This is a genomic window from Desertimonas flava (assembly GCF_003426815.1).
GTDB lineage: Bacteria > Actinomycetota > Acidimicrobiia > Acidimicrobiales > Ilumatobacteraceae > Desertimonas > Desertimonas flava.
Genome location: NZ_QKYK01000013.1, coordinates 139,408 through 150,873 on the forward strand (window position 1 = coordinate 139,408; position 11,466 = coordinate 150,873).

The 11,466-nt window shown below is 71.2% G+C and carries 11 protein-coding genes; 2 read left to right on the plus strand and 9 right to left on the minus strand.

Annotated features, from left to right (window positions below; all coding sequences use genetic code 11):
* Positions 1-63 precede the first annotated feature (63 nt).
* Complete coding sequence (locus DN771_RS30450) at positions 64-1,896, plus strand: hypothetical protein (protein WP_116998592.1); 1,833 nt, start codon at positions 64-66, stop codon at positions 1,894-1,896.
* Positions 1,897-1,947: 51 nt separating this feature from the next.
* A complete protein-coding gene (locus DN771_RS16280; protein ID WP_116998593.1) occupies positions 1,948-2,733 on the plus strand; it encodes an enoyl-CoA hydratase-related protein in 786 nt (261 codons plus the stop codon).
* Positions 2,734-2,779: 46 nt separating this feature from the next.
* Here the strand turns inward: DN771_RS16280 and DN771_RS16285 are convergent, their stop codons facing one another.
* From DN771_RS16285 to DN771_RS16325, 9 genes are all read right to left on the minus strand, one after another.
* Positions 2,780-3,253: a GNAT family N-acetyltransferase gene (locus DN771_RS16285; protein ID WP_116998594.1), complete on the minus strand. Its 474-nt coding sequence runs from the start codon at positions 3,251-3,253 to the stop codon at positions 2,780-2,782.
* Positions 3,250-3,711, minus strand: coding sequence for a hypothetical protein (locus tag DN771_RS16290; RefSeq protein WP_116998595.1), 462 nt, complete (start codon positions 3,709-3,711; stop codon positions 3,250-3,252). Before DN771_RS16290 ends, DN771_RS16285 begins: the two co-directional genes overlap by 4 nt.
* Positions 3,708-4,220 carry a hypothetical protein gene (locus DN771_RS16295; protein ID WP_116998596.1) on the minus strand — a complete coding sequence of 171 codons (513 nt, stop codon included), beginning with the start codon at positions 4,218-4,220 and terminating at the stop codon, positions 3,708-3,710. Before DN771_RS16295 ends, DN771_RS16290 begins: the two co-directional genes overlap by 4 nt.
* Before the next feature lie 72 nt (positions 4,221-4,292).
* On the minus strand, positions 4,293-5,888 hold the full coding sequence (locus DN771_RS16300; protein WP_116998597.1) for an FAD-dependent thymidylate synthase: 1,596 nt from the start codon (positions 5,886-5,888) through the stop codon (positions 4,293-4,295).
* 68 nt (positions 5,889-5,956) lie between these two features.
* Positions 5,957-6,955, minus strand: a complete 999-nt coding sequence (locus DN771_RS16305) for a zinc-binding dehydrogenase (protein WP_116998598.1) — start codon at positions 6,953-6,955, stop codon at positions 5,957-5,959.
* 99 nt (positions 6,956-7,054) lie between these two features.
* Positions 7,055-7,654 carry a diacylglycerol kinase family protein gene (locus tag DN771_RS16310; protein ID WP_116998599.1) on the minus strand — a complete coding sequence of 200 codons (600 nt, stop codon included), beginning with the start codon at positions 7,652-7,654 and terminating at the stop codon, positions 7,055-7,057.
* Positions 7,651-10,335 (minus strand): DEAD/DEAH box helicase, encoded by a 2,685-nt coding sequence (locus tag DN771_RS16315; protein ID WP_116998600.1) that lies wholly within the window; start codon positions 10,333-10,335, stop codon positions 7,651-7,653. The genes DN771_RS16310 and DN771_RS16315 overlap by 4 nt, the downstream gene beginning before the upstream one ends.
* Before the next feature lie 97 nt (positions 10,336-10,432).
* Positions 10,433-11,263 (minus strand): twin-arginine translocase subunit TatC, encoded by an 831-nt coding sequence (gene tatC, locus DN771_RS16320; protein WP_116998601.1) that lies wholly within the window; start codon positions 11,261-11,263, stop codon positions 10,433-10,435.
* On the minus strand, positions 11,260-11,466 hold a 207-nt coding region (locus tag DN771_RS16325), incomplete at its 5' end, for a hypothetical protein (RefSeq protein WP_193615377.1). The genes DN771_RS16325 and tatC, both read right to left, overlap by 4 nt.

Consider the following 11,466-nt stretch of genomic DNA (forward strand, 5'->3'; position numbering starts at 1 on the left):
GATCGGGCCGCCACCCTACATCGCAATGCGGAGCTTGCTGGCGTTTCGGATAGCTTGCCCCCCATGCCCACGAGGATCGAGATCGAGTTGACGAGCGCGGGCGCGGACGGGTCGTGGACCTGGCGCGCTGCCGGTGCTCGAGAGCCACGGGGCGTTCTCGATGGCAACATCCTGCCCGACGGGGCGGCGGTCGGTGACACGCTGAAGGCCGAGACCGAGTACGACGTCGACGGCATCCGGGTGCTCTCGATCGTCGCCGGAAAGCAGAAGCAGGAGCGCGCCGGTCTGCTGGAGCTGCTCCCCACGGGCGACTTCGAACCCGTCACCCAGCAGCGTGCCCGCCGCGAGCGGGGCGAGGGCGGCGGTCGCGACCGGCGCCCGCGTCGTGACCGCGACGACCGCGGTCCGCGGCGCGACCGTCCGGGTGGTGATCGCAGCGACCGAGGTGATCGCGGTGACCGAGGTGATCGCGGTGATCGCGGCGATCGTCGCCCGCGCCGTGACGGGGAGGGCGGAGGCGAGGACCGTCGTCGTCATCGTCCGCACTTCACTCCCCCGCCGGAGCTGCCGCAGCGGCCCAAGGCCAAGCGTCTTCGTCCGGGCAAGCAGCGCCGGGCGGAAGTGCTCGACTCGATTCCCGAAGAGCAGCGGCCGGTCGCCGAACTGGCGCTGCAGGGGCTGCAGGCGGTTCGCCAGCGCGTTCGTGACGACAACCGTCGTCTCGCCGCCGAGGGCAAGCCCACGATGCCCGAGGCCACCGTGCTCAAGATGGCCGAGGAGATGCTCCCCCGGCTGCGCGTCGCTGACTGGCTCGACCGCGCCGAGGCGGCCAAGCGCCAGCTCGAGCATCTCGACCTGCGCGACCTGCGCAGTGTGGTCGCCGCGTCGGAAGATCCCGTCGTGGCCCGTGACGAGTCCACCCGCGAGCTCGCCAACGAGCTGAAGGAAGCGCTGGTCACCAAGCAGGAGGAAGAGCTCACCTTGTGGCTCACCGATGTCGAGGCCAACGTCGACATCGGCCGCGTCGTGCGGGCGCTCCGCCTCTCGGCGATGCCGCCCAAGGCGGGCGTGCCGTTCCCGCCGGCGCTCGGCGCCAAGCTGGGCGAGGCCACCACGGCCGCCCTCACGGCCCAGGATCTCCCCGACCGGTGGGTGGCGGTGCTCGAAGCGGCGGCGTTCTCTCCGGTGCGCACCCTCGTCGCGCCGACGGCTCCGCCGGAGCAGCGCAACGACGAGCTCGTCGCCACCGTGACCCGGCTCGCCCCGCTCCTGCCCCAGGTCGCGGCGCTGCTCGGCATCGAGGTCGATCCGAACGCACCCGCCCCCAAGCCGCTCCGGCCGGCGCCGCGCAAGCGCGAGGGCGCCAAGCCCGATGCGGCTGGGCGTCCGGCCGGTGGGCGTGAGCCGCGCCGCGACCGACCGGCCCCAGCCCCGGCAGCCGAGAAGACCCCGCCGCCCGCACGCGAGGACACCGCTGCGGCCGAGGACACACCCGCCGTCGAGGAGACCCCGGCGGTCGCCGAGGACACGCCCGTCGTCGAGGAGACCCCGGTCGTCGAGGAGACCCCGGTCGTCGAGGAGACCCCGGTCGTCGAGGAGACCCCGGTCGCCGACGAGACCCCGCTCGCCGACGAGACCCCGCTCGCCGACGAGACCCCGCTCGCCGACGAGACCCCGCTCGCCGACGAGACCCCGCTCGCCGACGAGACCCCGCTCGCCGAGGAGACCCCGGTCGCCGAGGAGCCACCCGCGGTCGACGAGACCCCGGCCGCTCCCGAGGATGCCCCGGCGGCCTCTGATGAGGAGGCCCCGGCCGCCGCCGACGACACGCCGGTCGACGAGACGCCGGCTGCCGGCGAAGACGCCGCCGTCGAGGACCCCACGGCCGACGAGTGAGCTCGAGGCCGGGTGCGGTGCCGCCCGGCCTGGCCTGCTACAAACTGCCGGGTGTCCGAGATCGTCACCTTCAGCACCGACGGCAACGTCGGGATCATCACGCTCAACCGACCCGAGGCCCGCAACGCCGTCAACGGCGACGTGGCCACCGGCCTCGAAGCGGCGATCGATCGTCTCGAGGACGATCCTGAGCTGTGGGTCGGCATCCTCACGGCCAACACCGAGGGCCAGGAGCGCCCGGTGTTCTGCGCCGGTGCCGACCTCAAGGAGATCAACGCCGGTAACGGTGCGGCGCTCGCCACCCAGCGCGGTGGGTTCGCCGGATTCACCTACCGCGAGCGCCGCAAGCCGGTCGTCGTCGCCGTCGACGGGCTCGCCACGGCCGGTGGCTGCGAGATCGTGCTCGCCGCCGACCTCGTCGTCGCCAGCACGCGGTCGGCCTTCGGTCTCGCCGAGGTCAAGCGCAACCTGATCGCCGGGGCCGGCGGTCTGTTCCGGCTGCCCCGGGCCATCGGCCAGGCGGCGGCGATGGAGGCGATCCTGACCGGCGAGCCGATTCCCGCCGAGCGGGCCTACCAGCTCGGGCTCGTCTCCCGGCTGGCCGAGCCGGGCAAGGCGCTGGACGAGGCGCGAGCGCTCGCCGCGCAGATCACGGCCTGTGCGCCGCTGGCCGTCTGGGAGTCCCGAGCCGTGGTCCTCGCCGCGGCCTCCGGTGACGACGAAACCCTCAAGAGGATGACCGATGCGGCGATGGGCACCGTCATGCGCTCCGAGGACCTCAAGGAGGGCCTCACCGCCTTCATCGAGAAGCGCCCGCCGGTCTGGAAGGGCCGCTGAGCGGTGCTGCGGTGAGAGTGCCCGGCACTCTCTCACCGCTCGAAAGTCAGAGCGGTTTCGAGACGGTGATCAGCCGGGCGGTGATCCCGGCCCGCTCGTAGAGGTTCTTGATGTCCCGGTCGCCGGGGAGGGTGTGCGCCTCGATGAGCGCGGCGCCGGCCTGCCGCCCGTACTCGACGGCGGCGGCGAGCAGCTCGTCACCGAAGCCGAGCTCGCGGGCGTCGGCGTGGACGAACACCTGGTCCACGACCACGAGATTGACCGCCTCCCGACGGAGCTCGGCGACGATGTAACCCACCACGGTGTCGGACCCGTCGGCGCCGTCGTCGGCGGGGATGGTGGCGACGAAGACGCCGTGGGTGTCGATCACGCCGGGCCAGGCGTCGCCCACCACTGGGTGTTCGTCCAGCCAGCGGGCGCCACCGCGGGTGGTGGCCACCTGGGCCCGGGCCTCGGCCTCGAGCTCGGCGAGGGCCGCCGCATCGGGGCGTCGAGCCCGGCGGACGACCGGATCGATCATCGCGAGGCGCGGAGCTGTTCGATCTTGCCGAGGATCGTCCGACGCCCGCGGTGGGCGAGCTCGAACTCCTCGATGACGGCGAGAGCCTCGGGGTCGAGCCGTTCGAGGCGTGAGACCACCTGCGAGGCGGCCAGGCTCTCGTAGTCATCGATCGGCAGATCCACCGTCGCCGCGGCCGCCGTTGGCCGGTCGTTCGTCGACGAGCGGCCCGTGAGCGGAGGCGGTGCCGTGTCGTCAGCCCGCGGAGCGCCGCCCGCGTTGCCGAACGGCGTCTGGCCGAGCACGGTGTTGACGGCCAGCGACACGAGGGTCCGCACCACGGCCACCGGCTGTTCCACCCGCCGCTGCAGCGATCGGGACAGGTGGCACGGGAGAGCGGTCACGTCGGCCAGCACCCGGCGGAGCGTGGCTTCCACCTGCGCCTGCACAGGGTCGCCGAGCGTGGCCGTCTCGGTCATGAGGTGAAGATCGGGCAGGCGTCGTCGCCGACGGGGCACGCCGGCGCGGACGCACGCACGAGCAGAAAGCACCTCGGGCAGAGCTGCTCGTCGGCCCGCTTGGGCTGGAGACGGTCCGTCCCCTCGCCGCGCTCGTCGGGCTCGACCTCTTCGTCCTCGTCCTCCTCTTCCTCGGCGGTGACCATGCGGTCCTTGAGGATGCGGTCGAGGTCGGCTTCGACGTCGTCGGGCGACAACAGGTCGTCGTCGTCCTCGTCCTCGTCCTCGCGACGCTTCTTGGTGCGTGTGGTGGGAGCGGTGTCCTCGTCCGACGCGTCGTCCTCGTCCTCGTCCTCATCATCGGCGGTGTCATCGTCGTCATCGTCGATGACGACCACGTCGTCGTCCGCCTCGAGGTCTTCCTCGTCGAGCTCGTCGACATCGGGTTCGTCCTCGTCGCCGTCATCCACCTCGACGTCATCTGCGTCGATCTCCTCGGCGTCCAACTCGTCGTCGTCCTGTGCTGCCATCGCGGCGGAGCATACCCATCTGTGAGGGGTCCCCACCCTTGGACCCGGAATCTGTTCGTTCGTGCAGAGCGGTCAGTTGCGCCTGGCCTCGGCGCGACGCTCGGATTCGAGCCGCTCCAGCTCGGGGGCCGTCGCCGTGATGTGGGTCATCGCCGCGGCGATCGCACGGTGTCCGGCCTGCTCGGCGATGAGCCGGTGCATCTCGAGGGCGATGCGTCGGTAGGCAGGGTGGCCCTGCGTTCCGGAGCGCAGCTCGAGGAGGTGCACCGCCTCCCGTGCGTTGAACTGCATGGCGTAGCGGACCCGATACGCCATCGCGACGGCGTACGGCGCCTGGGCGGGGAACACCGACTCGAGATCGTCGTACAGAGCTGCCGACCGTTGCATCGCCTCGTCGAAGCGCTCGGCCTGCCCCGCTTCGTCGATGAGGTCGGGCCGGATGAATCCGTGGTGGGGCGTGAGGGGCTGCCACTCGATCGTGAGCAGGCGGTGCCGTTGCAGATCGCGGAATGCGCCGTAGTCGGACAGCACGTCGAACCGGTAGTCGACCCGCTCGAACGCCCGGCCGGGCTTGTGGCGGCGGTTCTCGCGATTGCCGACGTAGGCACGGATGAGCGCGATGCGCTCCTCGGTGCCGAGGCGGCCGACGCGATCGCGGATCTGCGCGTCGGACAGGTTGGTGTGGGCGTAGCAGATCGCCGCGACCAGCTTGTCCTCGGCGTCGGGATCGAAGTCGGTGAGGGTGACCGGCTCGACGGCGTCGGGGGTCTCGTCCTCGAACAGCTCCTCGACGAGCGCCGCCGTGTCCCGGCGCGTCGTCTCGATGTACTCACCCCAGCGCCCGCCGCGTTCCGGAAGATCGACACGGCGCAGGAAGCTCGGGATCACCTTGCGCAGCTCGTGCAGCATGAGATCGCCGTAGGCCCGGGCTTCGGGGAGCGGGTGGGAGCGCATCCGCAGCAGGAGCGCCTCGAACGCCTGCCCGGTGCCGTACACCCCGACGTTGGACAGGGACGCGGCCGGCAGCAGCCCGCGGCTGGCGTCGAGCGCCTTGGCGCGGGTGGCCTGCCGGTACACGAAGTCGGTGTCACCCTGCTGCTTGGGCACCGTCGCGCGTACGTGGTCGGTGACCGCTGCGGTGATGTCGCTGTAGGCGTCGAACATCCGGTCCATGTCTCCGACGTAGCGCGTGCCGAGCCGGCTGGCCAGCACGGCTGGGTCGCGGTAGAACCGGTACCGGCCGCCAAGGCGAGCGTCGTAGGAGATGTAGCGCGTGCTCTGCTCGAGGTAGCTCATCAGCCGGCCCCGCTCCAACACCTTGGTGAGGATGTTGGACGCCTGCTCGCACGCCAGGTGCACGCCGCCGAGCTGGGCGACGGAGTCGTCGCCGTACTCGACGAACACCTTCTCGTAGAGGTCTTCGGCGCGGCGGAGCCCGACGGTCGCGTCGATCCCCTGGTCACCCGACACGTCGAGGTCGCCGACGAACTCGTCGAGGAACAGCCGCCGGAGGCTCTTCGGGCTACGGCTGTACCGAGCGAACAGGGCGCCTTTGACCACCTCGGGCAGGTTGACGAGGGCGAAGACCGGCCCGTCGAGGTTGGTGAAGTAGCGCCTCAGCACGTCGGCTTCGGCGGACGTGAACTCCTCCGGGACGTAGAGCGTCACGAGGGGCGATCATACGATCGCGACTCCGGCGCCTCGGGGATCCCCGCGACGCTGGACGTTTCCGGCGGTCAGGCAGTCGGATGCCGCAGGATGATCTTGCCGAGCTGCTCGCCGGCCTCCAGGCGGGCGAGCGCCGCCGGGTAGTCGGCGAGGTCGACAACCTGGTCGATGTGGACGTCCAAGCCACCGGCCATGAGCCGGGTGACCTCGGCGAACTCCTGGTAGCTGCCCATCGACGAGCCGATGATCTCGTACTGCTTGAAGAAGAGCCGGGGCAGGTTGATCGAGGCTTCGGTGCCCGACGTGCCGCCGCACACGACGAGACGTCCGCCAGCCTTCAGGCTCCGCAGCGACTTGTCGAACGTCGCCGGGCCGACGCTCTCGACCACGATGTCGGCCTGCACGCCCCACCGGTCGTCGCTCGAGTCGACAGCAGCCACGGCGCCCATCGCCAGGGCGGCGTCCCGCTTGGCCTCGCTGCGGCTGGTGGCGATCACCTCGGCCCCGACGTGCTTGGCGATGGCGAGGGCCGCCGCAGACACTCCCGAACCGATGCCGACGACGAGGACGGTCTGACCAGCTGCGAGCCGGGCCCGCTTCAGCATGCGGTAGGCGGTGAGCGTGGCCAGCGGATAGGCCGCGCACTCCTCCCAGGTGCGCCCGGCCGGCCGGGGCACGACGTTGCGCGCCGGCGCCACGGCGTAGGTGGCGTGCCCGCCCCACGTGTGCTCGCCGTAGATGTGGAACCCCGGTCCCATCGGGCTGTCGTTGCCGTAGGCGACGATGTCCTCCACGGGCGACACGCCCGGGTTGACCACGACCTCGTCGCCCACGGCGACGCCGGTCACGGCGGAGCCGACGGACTCGACGACGCCGGCGACGTCACAGCCGGGCACGTGCGGGATCGGCGGCTTGGGCATCCCACGGGTGACCCAGAGGTCCATGTGGTTGAGGGCGCTGGCGACGACGCGGATGCGCACCTCGTCGGCGGCGGGCTCGGGCACCTCGATGGTCCCCCATCGGTAGCGTCCGGGCGACTCGTCGAGAATCCACGCATCCATCTCCATGCGCCCATCTCTAGCGGACGCGGCCTCCGACCGCCGCAATCGAGCGGACAGACGGAGCGTTACGGTTGGTGCCTGGCACCAGCCGTAACGCCCAACGCGTCAGGCGTGGACGACGGCGGCGTCGGGTTGGATGCGCACGGTGACGGCCGTGGTCGTCGCCCGGCGCACGCCGTCGACGAAGACGGCGACGGGCCGCTCGAACGTGAACGACGCCTCGGTGCGCTGGGTGATGCTGATGGCCGGGTGCGGGACGTGGGCGCCGGTCGGCAGCCGTCGGCGGGCCTGCCAGCGCTCGCGCGCGCCCAGCGACTCGTCGACGACGACGACATCGAACCGTCCGTCGTTCGGGTGGGCGCGCGTGGCCACGTCCCAGTCGCCGATGAACTCGGCGTTCATCGCCGCGACGAGCGGACCGCGCCACCAGCCGAGCCGGCCCGGCCGGCGCAGCACCACGTGGGCGACGGCCGTGAACGTGGACCCGTCGGCCTCGACCTCGATCACGTCGATGGGGAGGCGCAGTGCGGTGTCCGTCGGTCGGGGCGACCCGATCGTGCGGTGGAGATCACCACCGGTCACGATGACGGGTCGATCGTCGTCGGCGGCGACCAGACGGGCGACCTCGGCGTCGGACTCGGCCGTGCGGCCATCGGCGGGTCTGGGGACCGTGGCGCCCCAGTCCTCGCCGCGCTTGATCGTCATGACGCGTCGGCCGGCGCGACGATCGTCCCGTCGGCCACGACGCCACGGAACGCCTCGAGGGCGACGGTGGCGGCTCGATCGCGAGTCGACGGATCGGGAGCCACCTCGGCCACCTGGCGGGCGAGATCGACGAGCTGCTTCATCGTGCGGACGAAATCACCCGCGGCGAGCCCACCGCTCGTCTCGGCGACGTCGCCGATCACCGTGTCGAGGTCGTGGCCGGCCACCCAGCCGTGAGCCGCAGCGAAGAATCCTGGATCGGGACGTCGATGAACGGACAGACCGAGGGCCTCCTCCTCTGCCGCCAGGTCGTCGCTCAACCCGGCGAGCCGGCGCCAACGCGACCGGACCTCGCCGGAGGGGAACCACGGCGGGGGCGGCGGTTCAGGGCTGCGGTGCTCGTACACGAACGTCGACAGGAGCCCGGCCAGCGTGGGCGCGTCGACGCCGTCGAGATGCCCGCCGGCCAACGCCTCGACGATGAGCAGGTCGCATTCGTGGAAGACGCGGGTGAGCGTGACTCCTTTGGCGGTGAGGCTCCACGTGACGGCGTCGTCGCGCTCGACACAGTCGCGATGGACGAGCACGTCGAGCACCCGTTCGAACTCGCGGCCGAGTGAACGGTTGTGACCGTCGATGCGCGTGGAGATCTCGGCCAACTCTCGTTCGAAGCGGACCGCCTGCCCGGCCGTCCGCATCCGCTCGCGCAGGTCGGGGTCGAGCTCCACGGGGTGGACGCCGCCGTAGCCGGCGTCGTCGCCCCGGCGTCCCCGGCGTCGACCGGGCGGCTCGGCCAGCGTCGCCTTGCGGAGCCGGCGGGCGATGTCGCGCCGGTAGTCACGGCTCTTCGGCTGGTACTCCCCCGGCACCCGCACCCGTCCGACCACCTGCACGGGGTCGGCGACTTCCGGCGCGCCGACGATGACGGCCTCGGCGTCGTCGGTGATCATCGTCAGCCGCATGCCGCCCTTGCGGCGGGCGCTGGCGACCATGACCGCAGGGCCGTGATAGCGGCCGCGATGGATGTGCACCACGTCGCCGGGCCGCAGCTTCATCAGCGCCACGTCACGATCGGCGACCGCACGCGGGGCCTCGTCGGCCTCGCGCTGCGCCCGGTATTCCCAGATGTCGCCGTGGGGACTCTCTGCGGCGGCCCGGGCGTCGGCGAGACGCTGGCGCAACCGCTCGGTGCGGGCCTCGAGGCGCACGACGTCGCGGTCGGCCTGGTACTGGGCGAACGACAGGTTCAGCAGGTGACGGGCCTCCTCGGGGCTGTAGGCACGCACGAGGTTGGCCGCCATGTTGTACGTCGGCCGGAACGCCGAGCGGAGATGGAACTGCCGGCTGCCGGCGAGTTCGGCGACGCGATCGAAGCTGACGAACGGGCTCCACAGCACGACCGCCTGGCCGACGGCGTCGATGCCCCTCCGGCCGGCGCGGCCGGTGAGCTGTGTGTACTCCCCCGGCGTGAGCATCTCGTGGTGATCGCCGGTGAACTTGGTGAGCTTCTCGATCACCACCGTGCGGGCGGGCATGTTGACCCCGACGGCGAGCGTCTCGGTGGCGAACACCGCTTTGAGCAACCCGGCGATGAAGCACTGCTCGACGACCTCTTTGAACGCCGGGACCATTCCCGCGTGGTGGGGCGCGATCCCCGCCTCGAGCTGGGCGAGCAGTTCGGCGTAACCGAGAACCGCCAGGTCGCCGTCGTCGAGGCCCTCGAGGCGGGTATCGACGATGGAACGGATCTCCTCGCGTTCGGGACCGGTGGTGAGGCGAACACCTGCCGCAGCCACGCTGCGCGCGGCCTCACTGCACTGGTTGCGGCTGAAGATGAAGAAGATCGCCGGCAGCAGGTCGCGCTGGTCGAGCAGATCGAGCGTCTCCATCCGGCTCGGCGTGAAGAGCACGCGTTGGCCGCTCCCCCGCGCGGCCCGCGGGCGGCCCCGGCCTGGTTGCCGTCCGTAGCGCCCCCGAACGGCCGACGCGTCGAGCTTCATCGCGTCGGTGTTCGGCGAACCGTTCACGAACGTCGGCAGGAAGTGCAGCCGGTCCGACGTGCGGTCGCCGACGAGGTAATAGTCGTCGAGCCGGACCGGTCGGCGCGTCTCGACCACGGCGGTGGTGGGACCGCGCACCGTCTCGATCCACGCCGCCAGCTCGGCCGTGTTGCTCACCGTTGCCGACAGGCAGACGAGTTGCACATGGTCGGGCAGGTGGATGATCACCTCCTCCCACACCGGGCCGCGATACGCGTCCTGGAGGAAGTGCACCTCGTCGAGGACGACGAGACCCAGCGAGTCGAGCGCCCGCGACCGGCTGTAGATCATGTTGCGCAGCACCTCGGTGGTCATCACCACCGTGGCGGCGTCGCCGTCGATCGAGTTGTCGCCGGTCAGCAGCCCGACCGTTCGCGGCGAGTCCGGATGGGGGTCGTAGCGGGCACTGAGGTCGGCGTACTTCTGGTTGCTCAGTGCCTTCAGCGGCGCCGTGTAGAACGCCCGGCGGCCCCGGCGGCGGGCCGTCTCGATGCCGTGCTCGGCGACGACCGTCTTGCCGCTGCCGGTGGGCGCGGCCACCACGACGTGCCGACCGGCGTCGAAGGCGGTGATCGCCTCGACCTGGAAGCGATCGAGGGTGAAGGGGTAGGAGAAGTCAGGAGGCGTCGGTTCCGCGCTCACGGGTCAACCTGGGGGTTGCGCCCCCGCTCGCTGCGCTCGCGCCCCATCGCCGCGCCGGCTCGCTGGCGCTCGCTCGGACGGCCGGCGTTCGCTTCGCTCACGCTGCGGTTGCGGGCTGATCGGAGCGGGCAGCCCGGCGCTGGGCGATGAAGCCGATGCCGATCGACGCGAAGTACAGCACCGTCATCGGCAGGGCGAGGGCGGCCAGCGAGATCGGGTCGCCCGACGGAGTGATCACGGCAGCGAGCACGACGATGCCGACCAGCGCGTACCGCCACCAACTGATCAGCTGCTTCGGGCTGAGCACGCCGACGAGTTGGAGGAACACGAGCAACACGGGGAACTGGAAGCCCACACCGAACGCCCCGACCATCAGCACCACGAGGTTCACGTACCGGCCGACTTCGAAGTTGGAGGTGACGTCCTCGCCGGCCCATGAGATGAGGAACTCCAGGGCGGCCTCGAGTGTCCAGTAGGCGAGGAACCCGCCGAGCACGAACAAGCTCACGGACGAGACGATGAACGGGATCGCGTACTTCTTCTCGTTGGACTTGAGCGCCGGGACGATGAACTTCCACAGCTGCCACATGATGACGGGGATGGCGAGGACGAGGCCCCCGTACATCGCAACGCGTACCCGGGTGCCGAGACCGCCGATCGGATCGAGGTTGAGGAACTGCGGGTTGTGGCCGTCGAAGGCCCCGGCCGGGCACAATGACGGATCGTCCTGGCAGAGCGCCTTGTAGGGACGGGACAGGAACCGGAGCACCTGGTTGTAGAACGCCATGATCAGCACCATGCCGATCGTCACGGCGAGGGCGCAGCGGATGATGCGGACGCGCAGTTCGGCGAGATGCTCCGTGAGCGTCATCACCGCATCGGGCGTCCGGTCGGGCTTGGGGGTCCCGCCCCGGAACGGCAACTTCATGGAGTGGCGTCCGCCTGGTCGTTCGCGGTCTGCTCGTCACCAACGGACGTGTCGCCATCGATCCCGACCTCGACGATCGGCTCGGCTGCGGCAGACGCCTCGTCGGCGGCGGGTGCGGCCGCCGCCGGCGCGTCGGCTGCGGGGCCGGTCGACTCGGCCGGCGTCGCTGCTGCGGGCTCGGTCGGCGTCGCTGCTGCGGGCTC

Excerpts from the sequence above, each read along its gene's own strand:
- DN771_RS30450 (WP_116998592.1), top strand. The coding sequence starts at position 64 with ATGCCCACGAGGATCGAGATCGAGTTGACGAGCGCGGGCGCGGACGGG.
- DN771_RS16285 (WP_116998594.1), bottom strand. The coding sequence starts at position 3,253 with ATGATCGATCCGGTCGTCCGCCGGGCTCGACGCCCCGATGCGGCGGCC.
- DN771_RS16290 (WP_116998595.1), bottom strand. The coding sequence starts at position 3,711 with ATGACCGAGACGGCCACGCTCGGCGACCCTGTGCAGGCGCAGGTGGAA.
- DN771_RS16295 (WP_116998596.1), bottom strand. The coding sequence starts at position 4,220 with ATGGCAGCACAGGACGACGACGAGTTGGACGCCGAGGAGATCGACGCA.
- DN771_RS16305 (WP_116998598.1), bottom strand. The coding sequence starts at position 6,955 with ATGGAGATGGATGCGTGGATTCTCGACGAGTCGCCCGGACGCTACCGA.
- DN771_RS16310 (WP_116998599.1), bottom strand. The coding sequence starts at position 7,654 with ATGACGATCAAGCGCGGCGAGGACTGGGGCGCCACGGTCCCCAGACCC.
- tatC (WP_116998601.1), bottom strand. The coding sequence starts at position 11,263 with ATGAAGTTGCCGTTCCGGGGCGGGACCCCCAAGCCCGACCGGACGCCC.